Raw genomic sequence first — 26,471 nt, forward strand, 5'->3', positions numbered from 1 at the left:
CACCATGATGAGCAGCACCGTCGTCACCAACATCGCCACGCTGGTCACCAACGACCCCTCCCTCGGTGACAGGTCCCCCCTCGGTCTGATCCAGGACGCGGCCGTCGTCATCGACGGCGACCGCATCGCGTGGACCGGTGAATCCAGCAAAGCACCCGCCACTGACAACCGGGTCGACGCGGGCGGCCGGGCGGTGCTGCCCGGCTTCGTGGACTCCCACTCCCACCTGGTCTTCGCCGGTGACCGCACGCAGGAGTTCAACGCCCGCATGTCCGGCCGCTCGTACACCGCGGGCGGCATCCGCACCACGGTCGCGGCCACCCGCGCCGCGACCGACGCGGAACTGGAGGCGAACCTCACCCACTATCTGGCCGAGGCCCTCCGCCAGGGCACCACGACCTTCGAGACGAAGTCGGGCTACGGCCTGACGGTCGAGGACGAGGCCCGCGCCCTGCGCATCGCGGCGCGGCACACCGACGAGGTGACGTACCTCGGCGCCCACATCGTCTCCCCCGACTACGCCGACGACCCGGCGGCCTACGTCGCCCTGGTCACCGGCGAGATGCTGGACGCCTGCGCGCCGCACGCCCGCTGGGTCGACGTGTTCTGCGAGAAGGGCGCCTTCGACGGCGACCAGGCGCGGGCGATCCTGACCGCGGGCAAGGCCAAGGGCCTGCACCCCCGCGTCCACGCCAACCAGCTCTCCTACGGCCCCGGCGTCCAGCTGGCCGTCGAGCTGGACGCGGCGAGCGCCGACCACTGCACCCACCTCACGGACGCGGACGTCGACGCCCTCGCGAACGGCAACACGGTCGCCACCCTCCTGCCCGGCGCCGAGTTCTCCACCCGGGCCGAGTGGCCCGACGCCCGCCGCCTGCTGGACGCAGGCGTGACGGTCGCCCTCTCCACGGACTGCAACCCGGGCTCGTCCTTCACCTCCTCCGTCCCCTTCTGCATCGCGCTCGCGGTACGGGACATGCGCATGACCCCGGACGAGGCGGTCTGGTCAGCCACGGCGGGCGGTGCGGCAGCCCTTCGCCGCACGGACATCGGCCACCTCACCCCCGGCGCGTACGCCGACCTGACCCTCCTGGACGCCCCCAGCCACGTCCACCTGGCGTACCGGCCGGGGGTGCCGCTGGTCAGCGGGGTCTGGCGCAGGGGCGTGCGGGTGGTCTGACCGTGCCGGCCGGGGCCGTGTTCACAAGGCCCCGGCCCGCCGCGGCCGGCCCGGGATCGTGTTCAGCGGGCCCCGGCCCGCCACCGCTGCCCCAACCCCCCGTCCAACGGCTCCAGCCCCACCCAGTCCCCGCCTTCCGGTGTCACCGCCGTCTCGATGGCGATCGCCGGGCGGATCGTGCCGTCGGGGTCGACGGTGAAGCGGAGGTTCTGGCCGTTGGGGCTGTAGACCGAGTCGCACGTCCAGATGCCCACGCCCCGATCGACGGAGCCGCGGCTGTCCAGGCAGAAGTCGGGGTCGGCGAAGGACTGGAGGACGCCTCGGTAGGTGTCGACGCGCCAGCGTTGGGTGGGAGAGGACGTGCAGGGGGCCGTGATGACGTCGGTGCCGTTGTCGAAGTAGGCGTCCCGGACGTCCAGGCAGCGGCCCGTGGCGGCGTTCACGACCTGGGCGTAGGCCGTGCCCGGGGGCGAGGGCGGTGTGGGGGACGGGCTCGGCGTGCGGCTGGGGCGCGGGGACTTGGTCGGGCGCCGCGAAGTCCGGGTGGGGGACGGGGACTTACGGGTGCGAGAAGGAGTCAGGGAGGGGGACGGGGTCGGGGACACGGAGACCGTCGCCGTGACCGTCACCGGTGGGGGCGGGGGTGTCGCTGCCGTCGGCTGCCCGTCGGATCCGTCCGCTGGGGCGAGGAGGAACACCAGCAGTGGGAGCAGGGCCACGCCCAGGGCCGCCGTCGCCAGCAGATAGCGGCGCCGGGGCGGCCAACTGCCGTGATGCGCAGATGGTGTGGGTGCCGGGGTCGGTACGTCGGGGCGTATGTACGCCGCTCCGTTCCAGGGCAGCAGGCCCTCGGCCAGGGTCTGCCTCGGGGTGTCCCGCAGCGCGGTCAGGTCCTCGACGGCGGCCGTGCAGTGCGGACATCGGGTCCTGTGGGCGTCCAGGTCGGCGCTGTAACGGGGGCCGTCCTGCCGTACCGCCTCCTCGATCAGCCGGCGGAAGTCGGCGCAGCGCGGGTCGTACGAGGCGGCCAGCCGGTTTCTCAGACACGCCTGGGCCAGGGCCTTGAGGGCGCCCGGGGTGCCGTAGGCGACGTCCGCCGGGCTGAGGCCGAGCAGGACGGCGGTGCGCTCGGGGGGTTCCTCTTCGAGGACGCCGTACCAGATCAGGCCCTGGGCGCGGGACGGGAGCGTCTGGAACGCCGGGAGGAGGGGAGGCGTCGGACCGTCGGGCAGGCCGGTGGCGTTCAGGACCAGCAGGAGGGCGGGGTCCACGCCCGCGGAGCGTTCGTCGGCCGCCCAGGTCGCCGCCAACCGTACGGTCAGGAGCAGGAGTTGATGGCGCAGGGGGCCGCCCGGTTCCCACCCCCGGGCCGTCTCGCGGGCCGCCGTGGTGAAGGCCTCCGCCGCCATCCGGCGTGCGGCGGACTCGCTCGCGGCGCACAGCCGGGCGTGGGCGAGGACCGCCGGGTGGTGCCGGCGGCGCAGTTCCTGCAGGGCCGGGTAGGCCGTCGGGGTGGGGGCGCGCAGCAGTTCCGTCAGTCGCGCGTCCGGCGTGTCCGCGTGGTCCGCCCCCGCCCGGTCGCCGCCCTGAGCCATCCCGCACTCTCCGTCCCCGAAGTATCCGGCGTACCAGCCGGTTTGGGGGCCCATCGTGGTGGAGGGGTGCCGTTCGGGAAAGACGTTTCCCCGGGTAACCGCATAACGGTTCGGGTGGCCGAACACGGCGAAGCGGCCCGGCGCGGTCGCCGAGCCGCCTCATGAGCGGGACGGAGGACACTTCTCCCGGGTGCCGCCTCCCGGGTGCCGCCTCCCGGGTGACGCCTCCCGGGTCACTCCTCCGGAGTCACTCTTCCCCGGGCACTCCTCCAGGATCAGTCCTCAACGGTCAGCCCCCTGCGCAGCCGTACCAGCGTCCGTGACAGCAGCCGGGAGACATGCATCTGGGAGATGCCCAGTTCCTCGCCGATCTCCGACTGGGTCAGGCCCGCGACGAAGCGCAGGGAGAGGATCTTGCGGTCCCTGGGCGGGAGTTCGGCGATCAGGGGCTTCAGCGACTCGACGTACTCGATGCCCTCGAGCCCGTGGTCCTCGTACCCGATGCGGTCCGCGAGCGCGCCCTCGGAGTCGTCCTCCTCGGGCTGGGCGTCCAGGGAGGAGGCGGTGTACGCGTTCGAGGCGGCCATGCCCTCGACGACCTCGTCGTTGGAGATGCCGAGGCGTTCGGCGAGTTCCGGGACGGTGGGGGCGCGGTCCAGTCGCTGGGCCAGTTCGTCCCCGGCCTTGGCCAGGTCGAGCCGCAGCTCCTGCAGGCGGCGCGGTACGCGCACGGACCACGAGGTGTCACGGAAGAAGCGCTTGATCTCGCCGATGATGGTCGGCATCGCGAAGGTGGGGAACTCCACACCGCGGGCGAGTTCGAAGCGGTCGATCGCCTTGATCAGGCCGATCGTGCCGACCTGGATGATGTCCTCCATCGGCTCGCTGCGGGAGCGGAAGCGGGAGGCGGCGAACTTGACGAGCGCGAGGTTCAGTTCGACGAGCGTGTTGCGGACGTACGCGTACTCGTGCGTCCCTTCCTCCAGCGACGCCAGTCGCTCGAAGAGGGTCTTGGACAGAGCCCGCGCGTCGACGGGGTCGACCTCGGCGAACGGGGGGATCTCCGGGAGTCCCTCGAGGGGGTCGAGGGCGTCCACGGGATCGATGGGATGATCCAGCTGTTCCGGTGGGGGTGTCGACGTCGCTGTCGGGGTATGCGATGCGTCGAGCCGGGCTGACATGGGTGTCCTCCATCGTTCTCGGCATATGGCTGCCGAAGCCGGTATGTGCACTGCGGTGTGCGGCGCCTCCAAAGCCGACCTGGGCCTGTCGCGGCCCGGTGGGGTGTGTGTCCTTACTAGCCCTATCTGCTTCCGCACGACGATCGCAAGTACGCTCCGTGACGATATGTCCGATTATGTGAGGTTCTTCGGGTGTCGGACTGCGCACGGAAGGCGTAATCTTCGAGGGCGTCAGCAGCAGCCACGACCTCGGGAGAGAGACGGCATGGACCACGGGACGGTCGGCAGCGCACAGTCTCGCCGGCTTCTGGTGGAGGTGCGGGAAGAGGGCTCCAGCGCCGTAGTGACACCGGCGGGTGAGCTCGACCACCACACCGCCGATCTTCTGCGCGAGCCACTCGAAACCCTCCTCCGAAAAGGATTCTCACGGCTCGTGGTGGACTGCTCACGGCTGGAGTTCTGTGACTCCACGGGCCTGAACGTGCTGCTGGGGGCCCGGCTGAAGGCCGAGGCCGCAGGCGGCGGAGTGCACCTGGCGGGGATGCTCCCCGTGGTGGCCCGTGTGTTCGAGATCACGGGAGCGGGGGCGGTCTTCACCGTCCATGACTCCCTGGAGGCGGCGCTGTCCGGCGAGGCCGACTGAGGCCGCCCGTCCCCGACGGGGCCGGGGCCCGCGCGCGGCGCGGGGCGTGCCCAGGACGGGGGTGTTCCGCCGGATCGGCCGGGCAGGAGACATGCTGTAACCGGTCGGCCGCCGGGGTGGGGGGACCGCCCCGGGGCCGGCGAACGGCCCTGGTCCGCCGTAGGGGAACCGAGACGTGGGGCACCTGTCGGTGCCGGACCTTTGAATCATGAACTGGTGAATCGGTGAGGTGAAGCGCTGATGAGCACCACCCGGCCCTACTCGCCGGGCGACCGCGGCCCGGAGCCGAGCGGCGCTTCCGGGGCGTCCGAGGGGGGTGCGCCGTCCGACGGCGCGTCCACGGGGGCAGCTGTGCCGTCCGAGGGTGTGCAGGAGACCCCGGGGCGACAGCTGCGCAGGCTGCGCCTCGAAGGCGAGAGCGGGGTCGTCCCGCTCGCCCGTGACTTCGCCCGGCAGGCGCTGTACGCCTGGGGCTGGCTGCCCGCCGCCACCGCCGACCGGCGGGCCGCCGCCGAGGACGTGCTGCTCGTCGTGTCCGAGCTGGTCACGAACGCCTGTCTGCACGCCGAGGGTCCGGAGGAACTCTTCCTCGCCTGCGACGACAAGGTGATCCGGGTGGAGGTGTCCGACCGCGGTTCCGGCCAGCCGGCTCCCCGTACCCCGCACCGCGCCGGCCGCCCCGGCGGCCACGGCATGTTCATCGTGCAGCGGCTGTGCCTGGACTGGGGGGTCGTCCGCACGCCGGGCCGCTCGGGCAAGACGGTGTGGGCCGAACTGGGCGCACCCGTCTAGACGCCTCAACGGCCGCCCCCGAACGGCCACCTGAGCCCCCGTCTCCACTCGAATACCGCCTCGCACACGCCGGATCGACACAACTCCGGCGTGTGCCGCGTCTTCCCTCCTTACGACCCCGGGCGTACCTTGACGGCCGAATCTGATACGCCGTCAGGAGTGAAGGGGTGGACCGACGTGTCGTACCCGCAACGAACCGCCGCGCTCGTGTCCGCCGCGGCCCTGGCCGGCTCGGCGGTGCTGCTGGCCGCACCGGCGGCCCACGCCGACGTCGTCGACGTCAACTACCACTGCAAGACGCCGATCGGCGACAAGAGCGCCGTCTCGCCCATCGACATCAAGGGCGTCAAGAGCGGCAGCGGCTACACGATCACCATGTCCTGGCAGAAGGGCGTCTCCTCCAGCCCCGTCGAGCTGGGCAAGGGCGCCATGAAACCGAGCGCCACCATCAGGCTCGGCGGCGCCGACAGCGGCACCCTCCCCGTCACCGGCCCGGCCAACCCGGCCGCGATACCCGCCAACACGCCCATCAAGATCAGCGACCTCAGCGGCACCTACACGCCGAAGAAGACCGGCAAGGTCACCTTCACGGCGGCCACGCTCACCATCAAGGCGCTCGGTACGACGACGACCTGCACCCCCACCAACAACCCCGAGCCGTCCCTGACCCTGGACGTGACGGCAGCCGGCGGATCGTCCTCCTCGTCGTCGTCCTCCTCGGGCGGCTCCGGCGGGCAGCTCCCGCAGACCGGCCCCGAGGACTCCGCCGTCGCCCTCGGCACGCTCGGCGGCACGGTCCTGCTCGCGGGTGCGGCGGGCACCCTGTGGCTGACCCGGCGGAACCCGGCCGCTCGCCGCTGAACCTCAAGCCGTAGACCGCTGGAGCCGCCCATGCCGTCCGCCGCCCGTGTCCTCGGCCTCACCCTGCTCCTGCTGCTCGCGTCCGCACCGCACGCGGAAGCGGCCGCAGGCTGGTCCCTCACGCCCGCCGGCACCGGGCGCCCCTCCTTCTACGTCGAGGGCGTCCCGGGAACCGCGTTGCAGGACACGGTGTCCGTGACCAACCGCAGCCGAAAACCGCTCACCGTACGGCTGCGCGGCACCGGCGTGCGCATCGCGTTCGCCCGAAGCGCCCTCCGCATCCCCGCGCGCACCCGTGCCGAGGTGCCCTTCACGGTGTCCGTGCCGGCCGGCGCCGCACCCGGCGACCGCTCCGGCACGCTCACCGCCCGGGACGCGGACGGCCGCACGGCGTACGTGGCGCTCCGGCTGCGCGTGGGCGGCCCGGCGGTGTCCGCGCTGACCGTCGACCATGTGGCGGTGCGCGGCGACCGCATCACGTACGAGCTGGTCAACCGCGGTACGACCGTCCTCGTACCGAAACTCGCGGTCCACGCGGACGGCCTCTTCGGCCCGGTCCTGGACCGCCCCGCGCGCACCCTTCCCGGGCAGCTGCCCCCGGGCGCGCGCCGGACCCTCAGCGAACCGTGGCCGGACCGGCCCGCGCTGGACGACGTCGACGTCCGGCTGACGGTGACCGCGGCGGGGGGCGCCCACGACGTCACGCACACCTCGGCCCGGTTCGTGCCCCGGGGTGCGGTGACCGGCGTTCTCGGCGCGGCCGTGGCGGCGGCCGCGCTGCTCGTCGTACGGCGGCGCAGGCGTCGTACGACCGCGGACCCGGCCAGAGACGGCGAACGCACCTGTACGGAGGTCGAGTTGACAGGAGCGGTGACGTGAGCGGCAAGGCCCGGATTCCCGTGCTGGCGGTGGTGTTCGCGCTGCTTCTGCTGCCGCTCGCCGTCCCCGTGGCCGCGGCGGACGGGCCGGTCGTGAAGCTGTCCGCGTCCCAGGCGGGTACGGGCGGTTCGGTCACCGTCAGCGGGAGCGGCTGGCGGCCGCACACCCTGCTGATGCTGCTGATCTGCGGGCGGGCCACCCCGTCCCGCGGCGTGATCGGCGGCACCAACTCCTGCGCCAACGGCGACGGCCGGGCAGCGACCACCGACGCGGGCGGCGCCTTCACCAAGAAGCTGCCGGTCGCCGAGCCGCCCGTGCCGTGCCCCTGCGTGGTGCACGTCGCCACGGTGACCGGTGCGAAGGCCGAGGCGGACGCCGTCCTCCAGGTCGCCGGGCATCCCGTCGCCCCGCTGCCCGCCGAGCCCGCCGGGGGTCGGCTGTCGATCCTCTCCGACACCCGGCTGACCGGTTCGAGCGGCCTGCTGACCTGGTTCGGGGCGCCGCCGAGCCGCACGCTTGTCTTCACCGCGGGCAACGTCGGCTCCACTGCGATCAAGGACCCGGTCTTCCGGGTCGGCACCGCGCACGGCGTCTTCGCGCCCCAGTGGGACGAGCAGCAGTGGCGCGGCACCCTCGCGCCCGGCAGGAAGGCGCAGATCAAGCTGCCCGTCGAGCTGTCGGCCGGGGCGCACGGCGACTACACCGTCTCCCTCCGGTACGACGGCAGGCTCCTCGCCGAGCAGCCCTGGGGCGTGGGCCGGCCGTGGGGCGTGACGCTGTTCTGGATCCTGCTCTGCCTGGTCGTCCCGGCCGCGGTCTTCCGTGTCGGGATGGCCGTCGTGGACCGGGTACGGCCGCACCGGCCGGGCGGCGTCCGCCACCGGAAGCTCACCCGGCCGGCGTTGCGACTGCCCCGCTCCCGCACCCCCGGGCCCGCGCCCGACCCGACTCCGACCCTGCCGTGGTTCACCCCGGACTCCGCTCCGGGCGGCCCGGCCGGCCGGCTCTCCGCACCGCACGACGACAGCCCGACGAGTCCGACGACTCCCACCACGAAGGGAACCACGTGAGCATGCGAAGGAGAGTCATACCGGCCCGCAGGACGGGCGCCGCCGGCGCCGCACTGGTGCTCTGCTCGGCGGGCGTGCTGCTGGGCGTGGCCGCGACACCCGCGCAGGCGGCCGAGGTGTCGTTCGCCACCCACTGCGTACCGCCCGCGGGCATCGACCCGGTCGACGGCACCACGAAGGTCGAGATCACCGCGCCGGCCACGGCGAAGGTGGGCGACACGGTCGACATCGTGTGGAAGTTCGTGCAGGCCGCCTCGAAGAACCCGAACATCATCGACCTGCCCGCCAACTCGGTGCAGCCGTCCGGGGTGCTCAAGGCGGCCGGGGCGCAGACCGCCGACATCGCCATGCAGGGTCCGCGGCAGAACCCGGCGATCCCCAAGGGCGGCGACATGGTGCTGTCGGACATGAAGGGCAGCCTGAAGCTGACGGCGGCCGGCGAGGTGACGCTGACCCCGGACGCGTACACGGTCAACGCGATGTCGACGGACACCAAGTGCACGCCGAAGGAGACCGTGCAGAAGGCGGCGACGATCCAGGTGACGCCGGGGAGCGGGGGCTCCTCCAGCGCGCCGCCGACCCACTCGACGACGCCGACGCAGTCGACGACGCCGACGAACACCGCGACAGCGACCGGCGGCACCGGTCAGACCGACTTCACCGGCAAGGAGGTCCAGGTTCCCTACGCCTGCAAGACGCCGATCGGCGACAAGAACGCGACCTCACCGGTGCAGATCAACGCCAAGAAGAACGGCGGGAGTTACGACCTCACGGTGCAGTTCAAGAAGTCGGTGATGAACAGCCCCGCCGACATCCCGAAGGACTCCGTGAAGCCGTCGATGGAGGTGGTGCTGGGCGGCGCGGACAAGGGCACCGTGCATGTGGAGGGGCCGACGAACGCGAAGCCCATCAAGTCCGGCGACCCGATCGAGATCCCGGACCTCAAGGGCACCTACAAGCCGGGCGCGAGCGGCACCTCGACCCTGGCGCCGGGTGTCCTCACCATCAAGGCCCTGGGTACGACGACGACCTGCACGCCGGAGAAGTCGCTGGTCTCCCTCACCCTGGACACCAGCCGGCAGCCGGGCGGCGCCGCGGGCGGCACGTCGACCTCCGGGGGCTCGACGTCCACCGGCGGCAACGGCACCAGCGGTTCGGGCGGCCTCGCCGAGACCGGTTCGAGCGACCACGGCGCCCTGAAGGCCCTCGGCCTGGTGGCGGGCACGGCGATCCTGCTGGGCGCGGCGGTGTTCACCTTCCTGCCCCGGCGGAACCCCCGCTGACCTGCCGTCGCGTGGTTCCTCAAACCTTGCTCAGATTCGCCTCGCGAGTTTGCTCTCAAGATCGGAGGTGCCATAGCGTCCCCAGGGTTCGCGCAAGCAAGTGCGCGACGGCATTGCGTCTTGCGCAACAGGGCAGTTGAGGGGATTACGCCTTGACTCGTTGCGCGGCAGGGGAAAGAGGAAGCAAATGACCTGGGGGAAGAAGGCGGCGGGCGCCACGCTCGCCGCCGTTCTCATGGCGACGGGGACCGGCCTGGCCACCGCGGGCACCGCGGAGGCGGCCGGGGCCACGTACAAGTGCAAGGCCGAGGTGCATCTCGACCTCGGGCGTCCGAAGGCCACGTCCAGCTGCAAGAAGTCGGCTTCGGGCAAGAAGGTGCGCCTGCACCGGGTCAAGCTCGTCTGCGACGTGGTCCGCGGTACGGGCACCGGCGCGGAGCACACGATCCCGTGGTACCTGTGGGGTCCCTGGAAGAAGCCCGGTGAGAAGTCGACCGTGATGTGCGGGTTCCGCAGCTTCACCCGCTCGTGGGCGGTGGAGACGAAGGCCTGACGGCCGACGCGCACGACAACGGCGAGGGCCGCCGCACCTCAGGTGCGACGGCCCTCGCCGTATGCAGGGGGGTGCGTCAGTGGACGTCGCCCATCAGCGTCTTGACCTTCCGGCGGTACATCCACACCGCGAATCCGGCGAGGGCCGCGAGGGCCGCCTCCCCGAAGACGGCGCCCTTGCCGCCGAGGTCGACCCCGGCGATGGCCGGGTTGGACAGCAGGCTGGTGATGGAGTCGCCCGCGGTGACCGCGAGGAACCACACGCCCATCATCTGGCTGGCGTACTTGGCCGGAGCCATCTTCGTCGTCACCGACAGGCCGACCGGCGACAGGCACAGCTCACCGACGGTCTGGATGAAGTAGATGCCGACCAGCCACATCGGGCTGACCGCGGTGCCGTTCGCCGCCATGCCCAGCGGGATCAGGAAGAAGAAGAACGACACGCCGATCAGGACCAGGCCCATCGCGAACTTCACGATGGTGCTGGGCTCCTGGCCCTTGCGGTTCAGCCACACCCAGATCCAGGCGAAGACCGGGGCCAGCGCCATGATGAACAGCGGGTTCAGCGACTGGTACCAGGAGGTCGGGAAGTCGAAGCCGAGCATCGTGTGCGCGGCCTTGCCCTCGCCGAACGCCTGGACGGTGGAGGCGCCCTGGTCGTAGATCATCCAGAACACGGCGGCCGCGACGAAGAACCAGATGTAGCCGGTCATCTTCGACTGCTCGGTGGCCGAGAGGTCCTTGTCCCGCTTGATGCGCAGCAGCACGCCCGCCGGGACGACCAGACCGATGATCGTGAGCGGGATCATCGCCCAGTTCAGGGTGAAGTGGCCGGTGAAGCCGACGACGCCGTAGAAGACGGCGGCGATGGCCAGCCAGGTCAGACCCTTGCGCAGCTGGGAGTTGCGCTCCTCGGCCGTCAGCGGCTTGGGGACGATGTCGCTCTTGGAGCTCAGGTGGCGGGTGCCGAGCAGGAACGCGGCCAGACCGATCGCCATGCCGACCGCGGCCATGCCGAAGCCGAGGTGCCAGTTGACCTCCTGGCCGACGGTGCCGATGGCCAGCGGGGCGAAGAAGGCGCCCGCGTTGATGCCCATGTAGAAGATCGTGAAGCCACCGTCGCGGCGCGGGTCGTCCGGGCCGTTGTACAGGTGGCCGACCATCGTGGAGATGTTGGCCTTGAGCAGACCCGAACCGGCCGCGACCAGCGCGAGACCCGCGAAGAACGGCGCCTGGCCGCCGGGCAGCGCCAGCACGATGTGGCCGGACATGATCGTGACGGCCGCGATGGTCACCGTCTTGCGCGGGCCCCAGACGCGGTCGCCGAGCCAGCCGCCGGGCATGGCGAGCAGGTACACCATCGCCGAGTAGACGGAGACGATCACCGTGGTGGTGGCCACGTCCATGGCCAGACCGCCGCCCATGCTCCCCTTGCCGGCGTCAGGGCCACCGGAGAGCAGGTAGACGGTGAGCAGTGCCTTCATGCCGTAGTAGGAGAATCGCTCCCACATCTCGGTCATGAAGAGAGTGGCCAGTCCGCGGGGGTGGCCGAAGAAGGTCTTCTCGGAACCGGGGGTGCCCGGTCGGACCGAGTCCTTCGTCAGGCTGGACGCCATGGTCGTTCCTTGCTGGTCGGGACGCGGCGGCTGGAGCGTTTCGCGCCCGGTGGGGGTGCGGCCGGCACCGGCAGGGTCGGTCGTCCACCCCCACGCCCAGGGAGAGTCCGCTCCGGATCACGGCGCGGCGGACGGCGACCACCGGGATCCACGCCCCGCACGCGTACTTGCGTCCGGAGCCCGGCCAGAGGTCATTCCTTTCAAGGCCGGTGGAGGACCGGCCCGCACACAAAAGAGACCTTCAGCGTCAATGCCCGCCAAAGGTCCCCGGTGTGCTGGAGGCGTTCAGGTCACCATACGGCAGGACAGCGCCGGATATGGAAGGACTTGAGACACGGATCACAGGTGTCGAGGGAACCACGCGACCTGTTTCGAAGGTGTTATCTACGATCGCATCTCTCGGGCAATGGTTCGTACCACGCGGCCGGGAAGGTAAGAATCCCGCGAACCGATCACACCCCAGCACTGCTCGCGGGCGGTCTACCATCACCTCATGACCCGTGTACTGCTCGCCGAGGACGACGCGTCCATCTCGGAGCCGCTGGCCCGCGCCCTGCGCCGGGAAGGTTACGAGGTCGAGGTGCGCGAGGACGGACCCACCGCGCTCGACGCCGGAATGCAGGGCGGCGTCGACCTCGTCGTGCTGGACCTCGGTCTCCCCGGCATGGACGGCCTGGAGGTCGCCCGCCGGCTGCGCGCCGACGGCCACACCGTGCCGATCCTCATCCTGACCGCGCGGGCCGACGAGGTGGACACCGTCGTCGGCCTGGACGCGGGCGCCGACGACTACGTCACCAAGCCCTTCCGCCTCGCCGAACTGCTCGCCCGGGTACGGGCCCTGCTGCGGCGCGGCGCCGCGGAGCCCCAGCAGCCGCCGGCCACGCACGGCGTGCGGATCGACGTCGAGTCGCACCGCGCCTGGATGGGCGACGAGGAACTCCAGCTCACCGCCAAGGAGTTCGACCTGCTGCGGGTGCTGGTGCGGGACGCCGGCCGGGTGGTCACGCGCGACCAGCTGATGCGGGAGGTCTGGGACACCACGTGGTGGTCGTCCACCAAGACCCTCGACATGCACATCTCCTGGCTGCGCAAGAAGCTGGGCGACGACGCGGCGAACCCCCGGTACATCGCGACGGTGCGTGGCGTGGGCTTCCGCTTCGAAAAGAGCTGACCCCGCCGGGGGTCCAGCGGTCCTTCAGGTAACGGAACATGCGTCGACGTCTCATCCAGTCCACCCTCGCGGTCGTCCTCGTGGTGATCGCCGTCTTCGGTGTCTCCCTGGTGATCGTCGAGACGCGGACCATCAGCAACAGCGCCCAGGAGCGGGTCGAGTCCGAGGCGGTACGGCTGGCCAGCATCGTGGACAGCCGCATCCTCGCGGCGGAGAACCTCAACGCCGACGTCCTGCGCAACCCGGTCACCAAGGAGCAGTACGCGGAGATCCGGATCCCGGGCCGGGCGCCGATCGAGATCGGCACCAAGCCCCAGGGCGATGTCATCCGCTCCACCCAGCGGGGCGAGGAGGGCGAGACCGTCACCGTCGAGGAGCCCCGCTCCGCGGTGACCCGCGAGGTCGGCCGGACCCTGCTGATCATCGGTCTGGTGGCCCTGCTGGCGGTGGTCGCCGCCGTGCTGCTCGCCGTACGCCAGGCCAACCGGCTCGCCTCCCCGCTGACCGACCTCGCCGAGACCGCCGAACGCCTCGGCTCCGGCGATCCGCGCCCGCGCCACAAGCGCTACGGCGTCCCCGAGCTGGACCGGGTCGCCGATGTGCTGGACTCCTCCGCCGAGCGCATCGGCCGGATGCTGACCGCGGAACGGCGCCTCGCCGCCGACGCCTCCCACCAGCTCCGTACGCCCCTGACCGCCCTGTCCATGCGGCTCGAGGAGATCACCCTCACCGACGACCCGGACACGGTGAAGGAGGAGGCGAACGTCGCGCTCGGGCAGGTCGAGCGGCTCACGGACGTGGTGGAGCGGCTGCTGACCAACTCGCGCGACCCGCGCACCGGCTCCGCCGTCTCCTTCGACCTCGACGAGGTCATCCAGCAGCAGCTCGCCGAGTGGCGGCCCGCCTACCGCAACGTCGGCCGGGCCATCGTCAGCTCCGGCAAGCGGCATCTCCAGGCCGTCGGCACGCCCGGCGCGGTCGCCCAGGTGCTCGCCGCGCTGATCGAGAACTCGCTGATGCACGGCGGCGGCACGGTCGCCTTGCGCACCCGCGTCACCGGCAACCAGGCCGTGGTCGAGGTCACCGACGAGGGGCCGGGCGTCCCGGCCGACCTGGGCGCCCGGATCTTCGAGCGCACGATCAGCGGGCGCAACTCGACGGGGATCGGACTGGCCGTCGCCCGGGACCTCGCGGAGGCGGACGGCGGCCGACTGGAGCTGCTCCAGTCCCAGCCGCCGGTGTTCGGCCTGTTCCTGTCCCGCACACCCCCGGCCCGCAAAGCGGACGACGACGAGCGGACCGTGCGCTAGCAGGTTCCTACGGGACGCGCTGCCTCGGCGCGGGGTTCTTCGACTCCTGCTCCAGGATCGATTCCGCATCGGCCACGGCCTCGCGGGCAGGCAGGGCGCGGAACACCCAGGTGCGGTACGACCAGAAGCGGAACAGGGTGGCGATGCCGATGCCGAGGAACTTGAAGACGTTGCTCTGCAGCGGGCTGTCCCAGCCGAAGCCGTACGTCGCCAGGTACAGCACGCCGTTCTCGATGACCAGGCCGATCGCACTGAACGCCAGGAACAGCGTGAGTTCCTTGGTGCGGCCGCCCTTGTCGCGGTCCCGGTATGTCCAGTAACGGAAGCCTATGTAGTTGAAGGCGATCGCGACCACGGTCGCGATGATGCTGGCGCGCACCACCGGCAGGTCGGAAACATGCCGGACCAGGTTGAAGACGCCCAGATTGACAAGGACGCCGGCGCCGCCGACGGCGCCGAACTTGGCCACCTCGCGTACGAGCCGTTGCAGCCCCGAGGAACGAGGTTCCATGGCTGTGCAGCTCCCGTCGGTAGGTTTCGTCAACCCCGCCATGCTATCCAGGTGCCCTCGCCGACGCCTGCGGACCCGGCCACAGCTTGGGAACGGGTCGGAAAGAGGCGGGAAAGCCCCGGGTAAGAAGGGGTGAGAGGTGCGCAATCCGGCCGGTCCGGCGTGGCCGATACGCTAGGGGGGTGACGTTCCCGGTAGTCGGCATGGTCGGCGGGGGGCAGCTCGCGCGTATGACGCACGAAGCAGGCATCCCGTTGGGCATCAGGTTCAAGCTCCTCAGTGACACCCCTCAGGATTCCGCGGCGCAGGTCGTGAGCGATGTCGTCATCGGCGACTATCGCGATCTGGACACGCTGCGTGAGTTCGCGCGCGGTTGCGATGTGATCACCTTCGATCACGAACATGTACCCACCGAGCACCTCAGGGCCCTGGAGGCGGACGGCATCCCCGTGCGCCCCGGGCCCGACGCGCTGGTCCACGCCCAGGACAAGGGCGTGATGCGTGCGAAGCTCGACGAGATCGGCGTGCCGTGCCCCCGGCACCGGATCGTGACGGACCCGGAGGACGTGGTCCGGTTCGCGGCCGAGGGGGACGGCTTCCCGGTCGTCCTCAAGACCGTCCGCGGCGGCTACGACGGCAAGGGCGTGTGGGTCGTGGAGACCGCCGAGGAGGCCACCGACCCGTTCCGGGCCGGCGTCCCGGTCCTCGCCGAGGAGATGGTCGACTACGTCCGCGAGCTGGCCGCCAACGTCGTACGCTCCCCGCACGGCCAGGCCGTCGCCTACCCGGTGGTCGAGTCGCGGCAGGTCGACGGCGTCTGCGACACCGTGATCGCGCCCGCCCCCGACCTGGACGAGGAGCTGGCGCTCCAGGCCGAGGAGATGGCGCTGCGCATCGCCAAGGAACTCGGCGTCGTCGGCCACCTCGCCGTCGAGCTGTTCCACACCCGCGACGGCCGCATCCTCGTCAACGAGCTGGCGATGCGCCCGCACAACTCGGGCCACTGGTCCCAGGACGGCGCGATCACCTCCCAGTTCGCCAACCACGTCCGCGCGGTCCTCGACCTCCCGCTCGGCGACCCGCGCCCGCGCGCCCGGTGGACGGTGATGGCCAACGTCCTCGGCGGCGACTACCCGGACATGTACTCCGCCTACTTGCACTGCATGGCCCGCGACCCCAAGCTCAAGATCCACATGTACGGCAAGGACGTGAAGCCCGGCCGCAAGGTCGGACACGTCAACACCTACGGCGACGACCTGGACGACGTGCTGGAGCGCGCCCGTCACGCAGCCGGCTACCTGAGAGGCACGATCACCGATTGACCTCGGCCTCTCCCCTTGGGGAGGGGCCTGTCATGGCTCGCACCATGACGTTTCCTGCTTCATCGCCGACTGCCCGCCCGGAGGAGCTCCGTTGGGGTCTTACACCGGCTCCACAGGCCGACACCGCCAGCCCGGCGGCCAGAATGGTCTTTGCGGCGTTGTGGTCCCGGTCGTGCTGGGTGCCGCAGCCCTCGCACGTCCATCGGCGGACGCTCAGGGGCAGCTCATCGTGGATCAGGCCGCATGCGGAGCAGGTCTTGCTCGATGGGAAGAAGCGGTCGATCGCGATCAGCTCGCGCCCGTACCAGGCGCATTTGTACTCCAACAGGGAGCGCAATTCCGTCCACGAGGCATCGGAAATCGCACGTGCGAGAGTGCGGTTGCCGAGCAGGCTGCGGACGGACAGATCCTCGATCACGATCGTTTGGTTCTCACGAACGAGTCGAGTGGTCAGCTTGTGGAGGAAGTCTCGGCGCCGGTCGGCGATCCGCGCGTGGATGCGCGCCACCTTGACGCGTGCCTTCTCCCGGTTCTTCGAGCCCTTCGTCTTACGGGAGAGTTCTCGCTGAGCTTTGCCGAGGCGGGCTCGGTCCTTCCGCTCGAATTTCGGATTGGTGATCTTCTCACCGGTGGACAGGGTGATCAGACTGGTGAGGCCGGCGTCGATTCCTACCACCGTCTCAGTGGCCGGTCCGGGGCTGACCGTGCTTTCGACAAGCAAGGACACGAACCAACGGCCTGCCTTGTCTCTGGAGACCGTGACCGTGGACGGTTCGGCGCCTTCGGGAAGAGGTCGCGACCACACGATGGCCAACGGATCACGCATCTTCGCCAAGGTGAGCTCCCCGTCACGGAACCGGAACCCGGAGCGCGTGTACTCGGCAGAGTCCTTCGATCTCTTCTTCGACTTGAAACGGGGGTATCGGGCCCGTTTGTCGAAAAACGCTGTGTAGGCGGTTTGCAGATGCCGCAACGACTGCTGCAGCGGCACAGAAGAGACCTGCGCCAGAAAGCTGTGCTCTTCGGCCTTCTTCCACTCTGTGAGCATCGCCGATGTTTCCACGTAGGAAACCCGGCGGTGCTCCACCGTCCATGCCCGAGCCCGGGCGTCGAGCGCCATGTTGTAGACCTTGCGCACGCAGCCGAAGGTGCGCGACAGCTCGGCTGCCTGCTCCGCAGTCGGATAGAAGCGGTACTTGAATGCCCGCTTTACGCGCTTGGCCCCCATGCCTCACACGCTAGGCCCTTTGATGTAAGCCTGTCTGGCAGTCTGGGAATTTTGCTGTGCGGCAACCCGGATGAACCGGTCCCGCAGGTGAGCGGGGCACCCACCCAAACCACTCGGCTGAGGCCGAGAAGGTACGCAAGGAGATTGAGATGAGCCCCGTTGTTGGCATCGTCATGGGGTCGGACTCCGACTGGCCCGTCATGGAGGCCGCCGCCAAGGCCCTGGACGAGTTCGAGATCGCGTACGAGGTCGACGTCGTCTCCGCGCACCGCATGCCGCGCGAGATGATCACGTACGGCGAGCAGGCCGCCGACCGCGGTCTGAAGGTGATCATCGCCGGGGCCGGGGGCGCCGCCCACCTGCCCGGCATGCTCGCCTCCGTCACCCCGCTGCCGGTCATCGGCGTGCCCGTGCCGCTGAAGTACCTCGACGGCATGGACTCCCTGCTGTCCATCGTGCAGATGCCGGCCGGTGTCCCGGTCGCCACCGTCTCCGTCGCCGGTGCCCGCAACGCCGGTCTGCTCGCGGCCCGTATGCTCGCCGCGCACGACGAGGACCTGCTGCAGCGGATGCGCGAGTTCCAGCAGGACCTGAACGACCAGGCCACCGAGAAGGGCAAGCGGCTGCGCTCCAAGGTCGAGGGCGCCGCGGGCGGCTTCGGCTTCGGGAAGTGAGGCCCGTGACCTCGCTGGACGACGCCCGCGAGCTGCTGCGCGAGTTCCCCGTCGTCGACGGGCACAACGATCTGCCGTGGGCGCTGCGCAAGCAGGTCCGGTACGACCTCGGCGCCCTCGACCTCGCCGCCCGCCAGAACGGGAGCCTGCACACCGACCTGCCGCGCCTGCGCGAGGGCGGGGTCGGCGCCCAGTACTGGTCGGTGTACGTCCCCGCCGACCTGCCGGACCCGGTCCCGGCGACGCTGGAGCAGATCGACGGCGTACGGCAGATGCTGGCCCGCTACCCCGCACAGCTGGCCCCCGCCCGGACGGCGGCCGACATGGAGGCCGCCCGCGCGGACGGCCGTATCGCCTCCCTCATGGGCGCCGAGGGCGGCCACTCCATCGGGAACTCCCTGGGCACGCTCCGCGGTCTGTACGCGCTCGGCGTGCGCTACCTGACGCTCACCCACAACGACAACGTGGCCTGGGCGGACTCGGCGACCGACGAGCCGAACGTGGGCGGCCTGTCCGCCTTCGGCCGCGAGGTCGTCGGCGAGATGAACCGGCTCGGCATGCTCGTGGACCTCTCCCACGTGGCGGCGACGACCATGCGGGACGCGCTGGACGCGTCGTCCGCGCCGGTGATCTTCTCGCACTCCTCCGCCCGGGCCGTCTGCGACCACCCGCGCAACATCCCGGACGACGTCCTGGAGCGGCTGCCCGCCAACGGCGGTGTGGCGATGGTGACGTTCGTGCCCAAGTTCGTGCTCCAGGCGGCGGTCGACTGGACGCTCGCCGCCGACGAGAACCTGCGCGCGCACGGCCTCCACCACCTCGACACCACCCCCGAGGCGATGAAGATCCACCGCGCCTTCGAGGAGCGGAACCCGCGCCCGGTCGCCACGGTGTCCACGGTCGCGGACCACCTCGACCACATGCGCGAGGCGGCGGGCATAGACCACCTCGGCATCGGCGGCGACTACGACGGCACCGCGTTCACCCCGGACGGCCTGGACGACGTCTCCGGCTATCCGAACCTGATCGCCGAGCTGCTGAGGCGCGGCTGGTCCCGCGCCGACCTGGCCAAGCTGACCTGGCAGAACGCGGTACGAGTGCTGGGCGCGGCGGAGGACGTGGCCCGGGACCTGCAGTCCGAGCGCACCCCGTCCAACGCGACCATCGAGGCGCTCGACGGCTGATCCGCGGCCGAACCGGACGGCTGGTCCTCAGCAGGCGCAGAGACAGAAGGGGTGCCCCGCGGGGTCGGCGTACACCCGCCAGCTGCGCGAGCGGTCCTCGGTGTCCAGCGGCTGCGCACCCAGCTCCAGCACGCTCTTCTCGGCCGCGTCCAGGTCCTCCACCACCAGGTCCAGATGGAACTGCTGCGAGCCCTCCGGCGCGGGCCACCGCGGCGGGACCAGCCCGGGCGCCTTCTGGAAGGCCAGCGCCTGGCCGCCCGGCACCTTCAGATCGATCCACTCCTCGTCGCCCTCCGGACTGCCGCCGAGCACCTCGGCGTAGAACCCGGCGAGCGCGCGCGGATCCGGGCAGTCCAGGACGACGACACCCAGCTTGGCGACAGCCATGGCTTCCTCCTCGAAGCTCCCTCGAAGTCCGAGTTACCTTTAAAAGCAGGCAACCGGTAACCGTTACTGCATGCTCCCGCACAGGAGGTAACGCCGCAACCGGATTCGGGAGGTAACTTGCAGGCATGACCGAAAGATCGTCCGCACCGGGCGGCCTGGCCCTGGTCGAGTCCCTGGTGAACACGCTGAACATGGAGTCGGGCGCGGACGCGCTGGACACGGTGGACGGCCGGGCGCCCTTCGGACTCACCGAGGACGAGCTGCCGCACGCCCGCGCGCTGCGCGAGTCGCTGCGGGCCGCACTGCTCGCCCACGCCGGCCATCCGCCGCACCGCGAGGTGACCCCGCTCGGCGAACTGCTGGCCCACGCGCCCCTGTACGTCGCCGTCGACGCCCACGACGGCTCCGCGACCCTCGCCCCGGCCGACACCGGCCCGCTGCTCTCCCGTGTCGCCGCCGCCGTCGCCGAGGCACTGGTCGCGGGCACCTGGACCCGGCTCAAGGCCTGCGAGGCCGAGACCTGCCACTGGGCGTACTACGACCGCAGCCCCGCCGGACGGGGCCGCTGGTGCTCGATGCAGGTGTGCGGGGCACGCGCGAAGATGCGCCGGTACCGGGCGAAGCAGCCGTAGAGCACAAGGAGCTGTGAACCACAGGGAGTTCATCGGCCACGTACGTGCCCCGTGGTGCAGAATGCGGGAAGACGCCGGTTCGGCCGACTGAGCCTCGGCCGAACCGGCGTCATCCTGAACGCTTCAGGCGGCCTGGGCGCTTCTAGGCGGTCGGGCGGCCCATCGCCCGGTACGTCCACCCGGCCCGCCGCCACAGCTCCGGGTCCAGCGCGTTGCGCCCGTCCAGGATCAGCCGGGCCGCCGCGACCTCGCCCAGCACCGCCGGGTCCAGCTCGCGGAACTCCCGCCACTCGGTCAGATGCAGCACGACATCGGCCGCCCGGACCGCCTCCAGGGCCGAGTCGGCATAGCCCAGCGTGGGGAAGACCTTGCGGGCGTTCTCCATGCCCTTCGGGTCGTACACCGTCACCTGGCCGCCCTGGAGATGGATCTGGCCGGCCACGTTCAGCGCGGGCGAGTCCCGGACGTCGTCCGAGTCGGGCTTGAAGGTGGCGCCGAGCACCGCGACCCGCTTGCCCAGGAAGGGACCGCCGCCCAGCGCCTGCCGGGCCAGCTCCACCATCTGCCCGCGCTGGCGCATGTTGATCGAGTCGATCTCCCGCAGGAACGTCAGCGCCTGGTCGGCGCCCAGCTCACCCGCACGCGCCATGAACGCCCGGATGTCCTTGGGCAGACACCCGCCGCCGAACCCGATCCCGGCGCGCAGGAACTTCTTCCCGATCCGGTCGTCGTGGCCGATGGCCTCCGCCAGCTTCGCCACGTCACCGCCCGCGGCCTCGCACACCTCCGCCATGGCGTTGATGAAGGAGATCTTGGTCGCCAGGAAGGAGTTCGCCGAGGTCTTCACCAGCTCGGCGGTCGGGAAGTCGGTCACCACGAACGGCGTGCCCTCGCCCACCGGCGTCGCGTACACCTCGCGCAGCAGCTTCTCCGCGCGCTCGCTGCACACGCCGACCACGATCCGGTCCGGGTGCAGCGTGTCCTCGACGGCGAAGCCCTCGCGCAGGAACTCCGGGTTCCAGGCCAGCTCGGCGTCCGCACCGGCGGGCGCGTGCTCGGCGAGGTAGGCGGCCAGCCGCTCGGCCGTGCCCACCGGCACGGTCGACTTGCCGACCACCAGGGCGGGCCCGTGCAGATGCGGGGCGAGGGAGGCGAAGGCGGCGTCGACGTACGACATGTCCGCCGCGTACTCCCCGTGCCGCTGCGGCGTGTTCACGCACACGAAGTGCACGTCACCGAAGGCGCCGACCTCGGCCCAGTCCTGGGTGAACCGCAGCCGCCCGGAGGACCCCTCGAAGCCCGCGACATGCTTCCTGAGCAGCTCCTCGAGCCCCGGCTCGTACATCGGGGTCTCGCCGCGCTCCAGCATCGCGATCTTCTCGGGCACGACGTCGAGCCCCAGCACATCGAAACCGAGCTCGGCCATGGCCGCGGCGTGCGTGGCGCCGAGGTAACCGGTGCCGATCACGGTGATCTTCAGGCTCATGGATGTGCTCCAGATCGGGTACGTCGAGGATGCGGAGCCGAGCATAGTCGGGCTGTCCACCGGGCAATTTCCCCGCTGTCGCGTAGCTCACGTAGGCGTCCCGCGGGCCGCCCTCTAAAATTTGAGTTACTTAACGGTAATTAGCGTCAGTATCACTGCGTCTTTGGAGCGTGAGAGACCGTGGCCGGAACGGCTGACTTCGACCTGTACCGCCCGTTGGAGGAGCACGACATGCTCCGCGACGCCGTCCGCTCGCTGGTCGAGGCGAAGATCGCGCCGTACGCCGCCGCGGTGGACGAGGAGGCCCGCTTCCCGCAGGAGGCCCTCGACGCCCTGGTCGCCAACGACCTGCACGCCGTCCACGTCCCGGAGGAGTACGGCGGCGCCGGCGCCGACGCGCTCGCCACGGTCATCGTGATCGAGGAGGTGGCGCGCGCCTGCGTCTCCTCCTCCCTCATCCCCGCGGTGAACAAGCTGGGCTCGCTCCCGGTGATCCTCTCCGGCTCCGAGGACCTGAAGAAGAAGTACCTCGCCCCGCTCGCCAAGGGCGACGCGATGTTCTCGTACTGCCTCTCCGAGCCCGAGGCCGGCTCGGACGCCGGTGGCATGACGACCAAGGCGGTCCGCGACGGCGACCACTACGTCCTCAACGGCGTGAAGCGCTGGATCACCAACGCGGGCGTCTCCGAGTACTACACGGTCATGGCCGTGACCGACCCGACCAAGCGCACCAAGGGCATCTCGGCCTTCGTCGTCGAGAAGTCGGACGAGGGCGTCTCCTTCGGCGCCCCGGAGAAGAAGCTCGGCATCAAGGGCTCCCCGACCCGCGAGGTCTACTTCGACAACGTCCGCATCCCCGCCGACCGCATGATCGGCGAGGAGGGCACCGGCTTCGCGACCGCCATGAAGACCCTGGACCACACCCGCATCACCATCGCGGCCCAGGCTCTCGGCGTCGCCCAGGGCGCCTTCGACTACGCCAAGGGCTACGTCCAGGAGCGCAAGCAGTTCGGCAAGCCGATCGCCGACTTCCAGGGCATCCAGTTCATGCTCGCCGACATGGCCATGAAGATCGAGGCCGCCCGCGCCCTCACCTACCAGGCCGCGGCCGCCTCCGAGCGCGGCGACAAGGACCTCACCTTCCAGGGCGCGGCCGCCAAGTGCTTCGCCTCGGACGTCGCCATGGAGGTCACCACCGACGCCGTCCAGCTCCTCGGCGGCTACGGCTACACGCGGGACTACCCGGTGGAGCGGATGATGCGCGACGCCAAGATCACCCAGATCTACGAGGGCACCAACCAGGTCCAGCGGATCGTCATGGCCCGCAACCTGCCGTAAGGCACCCTCTTCGCTTCCCGGTAGCCCCTCGTCCGCCTCGGACGGGGGGCTACCGGCGTATCGGCGTAGCGTGGAAGCAGGCATTCCCGGCCCGACCCTGGTCACGGAAGGCACCGCCACCATGCCCACCAGCGAATCCCTCGACGGCCGGCGCGCGCTGGTCACCGGCGGCACCAAGGGCACCGGAGCCGCCATCGCCGACCGCCTCCGACGAGCCGGGGCGAGCGTGCTCGTCACCGCCCGCAGCCGCCCCGACGAGGTCGAGGAGAAGACGTTCATCGCCGCGGACCTCTCCACCGTCGAGGGAGCCGCCGAAGTCGTCTCCGAGGTGAACGCCCGCCTGGGCGGCGTCGACATCCTCGTCCACACCCTGGGCGGAACCGCGGCCCCGGCCGGCGGCTTCGCGGTCCTCGGCGAGGACGACTGGGCCCGCGAGCTGACCATCAACCTGCTGGCCGCCGTACGCCTGGACCGCGGCCTGCTGCCCGGCATGATCGAGGCCGGCCGAGGGGTGATCGTGCACGTCACGTCCATCCAGCGCCGTATGCCGCTGTGGAACGGCACCCTCGCCTACGCCGCCGCGAAGGCCGCGCTGACCACCTACAGCAAGGGCCTGGCGAACGAGGCCGCCCCGCACGGGGTACGGGTCACCGCCGTCTCGCCCGGCTTCATCAAGACCAACGCCGCCGACCAGCTGGTGGCCCGGATCGCCGAGGAGGCCCGCGTCACCCGGGAGGCGGCCCTGGACCAGCTCATGGACTCCCTCGGCGGAATCCCGCTCGGCCGCCCCAACCGCCCGGAGGAGGTCGCCGACCTGGTCGCCTTCCTGGTCTCCGACCGCGCCTCGTCCATCCTCGGCGCCGAGTACGTCATCGACGGCGGCACGACCCCCACCGTCTGAATCCGCCGCCGGGCCGAACAGGCCCGAACCGGGACGTACGTCGAATGGCAGAGCGCGGCACTCGGGCGTAGGACAGAAACACACAGGGCCCGCCCGGGCCCCTCTCCACTCCCAGGAGGAGCCATGACCCAGCCCGGAACCGCCATGCCCGCCATGACCAAGGAGATGCAGGAGTGCGTCGACGCCTGCATGAAGTGCCACAACATCTGCGAGGAGACCATGAGCTCCTGCATGCAGATGGGCGGCCAGGTCCAGATGCAGATCATGCGCGCGCTCATGGACTGCTCGGAGATGACCCGCATGTGCGCCGACATGATGATGCGCCGCTCGCCGATGTCGGGGGAGATGTGCGCGATGTGCGCCAAGGCCTGCGACATGTGCGCCGAGGCGTGTATGTCCATGCCCGACGACCAGCAGATGATGCGCTGCGCGGAGGCGTGTCGCCGCTGCGCGGAGATGTGTCGCACGATGGCGGGCGCCCGCATGTGACCTGAGCGTCACCGGTCTCAAGGGCACCCCGGCGGGTGCCCTTGATCTTTTGTGCGGCAGGCTGAAGGGCTGCTCGCCCTTCCCCATGTCGCGCTGCTCGCCTCGGGAACCGCCTAGTTGCCGGAGACGGTCACCTTCTCGTCGTTCTTCAGCTCGTCCACCAGCGTCTTGACCTTGGCCTTGTCCCAGACGAGGTTGCCGCCGGTGGACCCGGAGACCGGCATGTTCATCGAGGTGCCGTCACCGCCGCTGACGCCCTTCATCGCCCAGAACATGGACGCCAGGTCCCACAGGCTCATGTCCTTGTCGACGGTCAGCGAGTCCAGGCCCGCGCCCATGGTCGGGTAGAACTTGAACGGGTTGAGGACCGTCGACGGGGTGGCCACCTGGTGGGCCAGGGCCGACAGGAACTTCTGCTGGTTCTTGGTGCGCTGCAGGTCGGAGGCGGCGAAGGCGTGCCGGGTGCGGACGAAGGCCAGGGCCTGCTCGCCGTTCAGGGTCTGCTTGCCGGCCTTGAAGTCGGCGCCCGAGTACTTGTCCTTGAAGCCCTTGTCGATGTCGATCTCGACGCCGCCGACCGCGTCCACGATGTTCGCGAAGCCGGCGAAGCCGATCTCCACGTAGTGGTCTATGTGCAGCCCGGTGTTGGCCTCGATGGTGCGCACCAGCAGCGTCGGGCCGTCCTCGGCGTAGGCCGCGTTCAGCTTCGTGTGGCGGCCCTGGGCCGGGTAGACCTTCCCGGACGTCGACCCCTTGTACGACGGGACCACCACGTCCGAGTCGCGCGGCAGCGAGATCAGCGTGTCGCCGTTGTCGCCGACGTGCAGGATCATCATCGAGTCGGTGCGCTGGCCCTGGGCGGAGCCGGTGTGCAGCTTCTTCTTGTCCTCGGCCGACATGCCCTTGCGGCTGTCGGAGCCGACGATCAGGTAGTTGGTGCCCGCGCCGGTCTCGGGACGGTCGATGACCTTGGAGAGGTCGACGTCCCGGTGCAGCTTGGAGTCGGCCCAGAAGTACGTCGCCACCGACGTGACGATGAGCACACTGGCCAGCGTGATCGCGGTCCACTTGATCCGCCGCCGCCAGTTCGGGGCGGGGCGCGGGCCGCGGGTGGGCACACCTTCCGGGCCGCCGGGGCCACCGGTGCCGCCGCCGTAGACCTGGCCCGTGTTGTAGCCGCTGTCGTAGTCGCCGTAGCCGTCGTCATATCCCTGGCCGTCGACGTACGACGGCTGCTGCGGGACCCCGGCGCCGTACGGCGGCGCCGACGGGCCGGGGGCGCCGTACGAGCGCTGCCCGGGCGGTACCGCCGGGCCGCGCTGCACTTGACGCATCACACGGGCGCCTTCCGGCTGCGCGCCGCCACTGCCGCGTCCGTAGCGCGGACCGCGGTTGTCGTCGGACCATCCCTGGGGCCAGTCATTCATGCGCCCCAGTGTGCAGGGCCCCGGCGTGTGCCTTACAAGGGGTGTCGGAGAATCAGGGCGCCGCTGTTGCGAAGCTGACACAAATTCCGCGAAAGCTGCGTCGGCATAAGGTGGAGGCCATGACAGACCAGGCCCCGGACACGGATCCGGACATCCCGGGCAAGCCGACGTCCGCTTCCCGCACCACGCTCAGCCACATCATGACCCACAACGACACCAACCTGCTGGGGACGGTGCACGGCGGTGTGATCATGAAGCTCGTCGACGACGCGGCGGGCGCGGTGGCCGGACGGCACTCCGGTGGACCCGCCGTCACCGCCTCCATGGACGAGATGGCGTTTCTGGAGCCGATCCGCGTGGGCGATCTGGTCCATGTGAAGGCGCAGGTCAACTGGACCGGCCGGACCTCGATGGAGGTCGGCGTCCGGGTCCTGGCCGAGCGCTGGAACGAGTCGACCCCGCCGACCCAGGTCGGCTCGGCCTACCTGGTCTTCGCGGCCGTGGACGCCGACGGCAAGCCGCGCCGGGTGCCCCCGGTGATACCGGAGACCGACCGCGACCGCCGCCGCTACCAGGAGGCCCAGATCCGCCGCACCCACCGCCTGGCCCGCCGCCGCGCCATCCGCGAACTGCGCGAGAAGCGGGCGGCCGAGGGCTTCGAGGACTAGGTGTATTGATCACGAGCGTTGTTGACATTCGCGGGGCTTGATCATGGCGAAGACCTCCGGTGTGGTGGAGCTGTCTAGGACTGCACCGCAC

The 26,471-nt window shown here is 70.6% G+C and carries 25 protein-coding genes and 1 pseudogene; 18 read left to right on the top strand and 8 right to left on the bottom strand.

The window, feature by feature from the left end; translation table 11 throughout:
* The first annotated feature begins 4 nt into the window (after positions 1-4).
* Positions 5-1,180, top strand: coding sequence for an imidazolonepropionase (gene hutI, locus ACZ5DS_RS41670; protein WP_468249494.1), 1,176 nt, complete (start codon positions 5-7; stop codon positions 1,178-1,180).
* Positions 1,181-1,242: 62 nt separating this feature from the next.
* On the opposite strand, the gene ACZ5DS_RS41675 is transcribed toward hutI, so the two are convergent.
* Entirely contained in the window at positions 1,243-2,775 is a 1,533-nt protein-coding gene (locus ACZ5DS_RS41675) for a ricin-type beta-trefoil lectin domain protein (RefSeq protein ID WP_468249496.1), read from the bottom strand.
* A gap of 275 nt (positions 2,776-3,050) precedes the next feature.
* Positions 3,051-3,956 (bottom strand): RNA polymerase sigma factor SigF, encoded by a 906-nt coding sequence (locus tag ACZ5DS_RS41680; RefSeq protein WP_468249498.1) that lies wholly within the window; start codon positions 3,954-3,956, stop codon positions 3,051-3,053.
* A 265-nt stretch (positions 3,957-4,221) separates the two neighbouring features.
* Between ACZ5DS_RS41680 and ACZ5DS_RS41685 the strand changes: the two genes are divergently transcribed.
* The 7 genes from ACZ5DS_RS41685 (at position 4,222) to ACZ5DS_RS41715 (ending at position 10,037) form a co-directional block, all read left to right on the top strand.
* Positions 4,222-4,599, top strand: a complete 378-nt coding sequence (locus ACZ5DS_RS41685) for an STAS domain-containing protein (protein WP_468249500.1) — start codon at positions 4,222-4,224, stop codon at positions 4,597-4,599.
* A 240-nt stretch (positions 4,600-4,839) separates the two neighbouring features.
* Positions 4,840-5,391, top strand: coding sequence for an ATP-binding protein (locus ACZ5DS_RS41690; RefSeq protein ID WP_468249503.1), 552 nt, complete (start codon positions 4,840-4,842; stop codon positions 5,389-5,391).
* A 177-nt stretch (positions 5,392-5,568) separates the two neighbouring features.
* Complete coding sequence (locus ACZ5DS_RS41695; RefSeq protein ID WP_468249557.1) at positions 5,569-6,252, top strand: LPXTG cell wall anchor domain-containing protein; 684 nt, start codon at positions 5,569-5,571, stop codon at positions 6,250-6,252.
* 30 nt (positions 6,253-6,282) lie between these two features.
* On the top strand, positions 6,283-7,131 hold the full coding sequence (locus ACZ5DS_RS41700) for a hypothetical protein (protein WP_468249505.1): 849 nt from the start codon (positions 6,283-6,285) through the stop codon (positions 7,129-7,131).
* Positions 7,128-8,201: a hypothetical protein gene (locus ACZ5DS_RS41705; RefSeq protein ID WP_468249508.1), complete on the top strand. Its 1,074-nt coding sequence runs from the start codon at positions 7,128-7,130 to the stop codon at positions 8,199-8,201. The genes ACZ5DS_RS41700 and ACZ5DS_RS41705 overlap by 4 nt, the downstream gene beginning before the upstream one ends.
* A gap of 2 nt (positions 8,202-8,203) precedes the next feature.
* A complete protein-coding gene (locus ACZ5DS_RS41710) occupies positions 8,204-9,484 on the top strand; it encodes a hypothetical protein (RefSeq protein WP_468249510.1) in 1,281 nt (426 codons plus the stop codon).
* Between the two features lie 187 nt (positions 9,485-9,671).
* Positions 9,672-10,037 (top strand): hypothetical protein, encoded by a 366-nt coding sequence (locus tag ACZ5DS_RS41715; protein WP_468249513.1) that lies wholly within the window; start codon positions 9,672-9,674, stop codon positions 10,035-10,037.
* A gap of 76 nt (positions 10,038-10,113) precedes the next feature.
* Here ACZ5DS_RS41715 and ACZ5DS_RS41720 read toward each other — a convergent pair whose 3' ends face one another.
* Complete coding sequence (locus ACZ5DS_RS41720) at positions 10,114-11,652, bottom strand: peptide MFS transporter (protein WP_468249515.1); 1,539 nt, start codon at positions 11,650-11,652, stop codon at positions 10,114-10,116.
* A gap of 493 nt (positions 11,653-12,145) precedes the next feature.
* Here ACZ5DS_RS41720 and ACZ5DS_RS41725 point away from each other — a divergent pair, with 493 nt between their 5' ends.
* Both ACZ5DS_RS41725 and ACZ5DS_RS41730 read left to right on the top strand, forming a co-directional pair.
* Positions 12,146-12,823 carry a response regulator transcription factor gene (locus ACZ5DS_RS41725; protein ID WP_020940464.1) on the top strand — a complete coding sequence of 226 codons (678 nt, stop codon included), beginning with the start codon at positions 12,146-12,148 and terminating at the stop codon, positions 12,821-12,823.
* Between the two features lie 38 nt (positions 12,824-12,861).
* Positions 12,862-14,133, top strand: a complete 1,272-nt coding sequence (locus ACZ5DS_RS41730) for an ATP-binding protein (RefSeq protein ID WP_468249518.1) — start codon at positions 12,862-12,864, stop codon at positions 14,131-14,133.
* Between the two features lie 7 nt (positions 14,134-14,140).
* On the opposite strand, the gene ACZ5DS_RS41735 is transcribed toward ACZ5DS_RS41730, so the two are convergent.
* Positions 14,141-14,644: a GtrA family protein gene (locus ACZ5DS_RS41735; protein WP_468249520.1), complete on the bottom strand. Its 504-nt coding sequence runs from the start codon at positions 14,642-14,644 to the stop codon at positions 14,141-14,143.
* Between the two features lie 182 nt (positions 14,645-14,826).
* On the opposite strand from ACZ5DS_RS41735, the gene ACZ5DS_RS41740 reads away from it, so the two are divergent.
* On the top strand, positions 14,827-15,966 hold the full coding sequence (locus ACZ5DS_RS41740) for a 5-(carboxyamino)imidazole ribonucleotide synthase (RefSeq protein ID WP_468249523.1): 1,140 nt from the start codon (positions 14,827-14,829) through the stop codon (positions 15,964-15,966).
* A 30-nt stretch (positions 15,967-15,996) separates the two neighbouring features.
* On the opposite strand, the pseudogene ACZ5DS_RS41745 reads toward ACZ5DS_RS41740, so the two are convergent.
* Positions 15,997-17,194: pseudogene (locus ACZ5DS_RS41745) on the bottom strand (RNA-guided endonuclease InsQ/TnpB family protein).
* Positions 17,195-17,343: 149 nt separating this feature from the next.
* Between ACZ5DS_RS41745 and purE the strand changes: the two are divergent.
* Both purE and ACZ5DS_RS41755 read left to right on the top strand, forming a co-directional pair.
* Positions 17,344-17,868 (top strand): 5-(carboxyamino)imidazole ribonucleotide mutase, encoded by a 525-nt coding sequence (gene purE / locus ACZ5DS_RS41750; RefSeq protein ID WP_468249525.1) that lies wholly within the window; start codon positions 17,344-17,346, stop codon positions 17,866-17,868.
* A 5-nt stretch (positions 17,869-17,873) separates the two neighbouring features.
* Positions 17,874-19,052: a dipeptidase gene (locus ACZ5DS_RS41755; RefSeq protein WP_468249528.1), complete on the top strand. Its 1,179-nt coding sequence runs from the start codon at positions 17,874-17,876 to the stop codon at positions 19,050-19,052.
* Positions 19,053-19,079: 27 nt separating this feature from the next.
* Here the strand turns inward: ACZ5DS_RS41755 and ACZ5DS_RS41760 are convergent, their stop codons facing one another.
* The gene (locus ACZ5DS_RS41760; RefSeq protein WP_468249532.1) at positions 19,080-19,439 is read right to left on the bottom strand and encodes a VOC family protein; all 360 of its coding nucleotides are present in this window, start codon (positions 19,437-19,439) and stop codon (positions 19,080-19,082) included.
* Positions 19,440-19,564: 125 nt separating this feature from the next.
* Here ACZ5DS_RS41760 and ACZ5DS_RS41765 point away from each other — a divergent pair, with 125 nt between their 5' ends.
* Complete coding sequence (locus ACZ5DS_RS41765; RefSeq protein ID WP_468249535.1) at positions 19,565-20,071, top strand: CGNR zinc finger domain-containing protein; 507 nt, start codon at positions 19,565-19,567, stop codon at positions 20,069-20,071.
* 142 nt (positions 20,072-20,213) lie between these two features.
* On the opposite strand, the gene ACZ5DS_RS41770 is transcribed toward ACZ5DS_RS41765, so the two are convergent.
* A complete protein-coding gene (locus ACZ5DS_RS41770; protein ID WP_468249537.1) occupies positions 20,214-21,557 on the bottom strand; it encodes a UDP-glucose dehydrogenase family protein in 1,344 nt (447 codons plus the stop codon).
* Positions 21,558-21,737: 180 nt separating this feature from the next.
* On the opposite strand from ACZ5DS_RS41770, the gene ACZ5DS_RS41775 reads away from it, so the two are divergent.
* The 3 genes from ACZ5DS_RS41775 to ACZ5DS_RS41785 all read left to right on the top strand — a co-directional run bounded on the left by ACZ5DS_RS41775 (position 21,738) and on the right by ACZ5DS_RS41785 (position 24,285).
* Entirely contained in the window at positions 21,738-22,895 is a 1,158-nt protein-coding gene (locus ACZ5DS_RS41775; RefSeq protein WP_468249540.1) for an acyl-CoA dehydrogenase, read from the top strand.
* A gap of 121 nt (positions 22,896-23,016) precedes the next feature.
* Positions 23,017-23,796, top strand: coding sequence for an SDR family oxidoreductase (locus tag ACZ5DS_RS41780; protein ID WP_468249559.1), 780 nt, complete (start codon positions 23,017-23,019; stop codon positions 23,794-23,796).
* A 123-nt stretch (positions 23,797-23,919) separates the two neighbouring features.
* The gene (locus ACZ5DS_RS41785; protein WP_468249542.1) at positions 23,920-24,285 is read left to right on the top strand and encodes a four-helix bundle copper-binding protein; all 366 of its coding nucleotides are present in this window, start codon (positions 23,920-23,922) and stop codon (positions 24,283-24,285) included.
* Positions 24,286-24,398: 113 nt separating this feature from the next.
* On the opposite strand, the gene ACZ5DS_RS41790 is transcribed toward ACZ5DS_RS41785, so the two are convergent.
* Complete coding sequence (locus ACZ5DS_RS41790; RefSeq protein WP_468249544.1) at positions 24,399-25,712, bottom strand: LCP family protein; 1,314 nt, start codon at positions 25,710-25,712, stop codon at positions 24,399-24,401.
* Between the two features lie 119 nt (positions 25,713-25,831).
* Between ACZ5DS_RS41790 and ACZ5DS_RS41795 the strand changes: the two genes are divergently transcribed.
* Positions 25,832-26,380 (top strand): acyl-CoA thioesterase, encoded by a 549-nt coding sequence (locus tag ACZ5DS_RS41795; RefSeq protein WP_468249547.1) that lies wholly within the window; start codon positions 25,832-25,834, stop codon positions 26,378-26,380.
* The last annotated feature ends 91 nt before the right edge of the window (positions 26,381-26,471 follow it).

This window comes from Streptomyces sp. NPDC031100 (assembly GCF_055570785.1).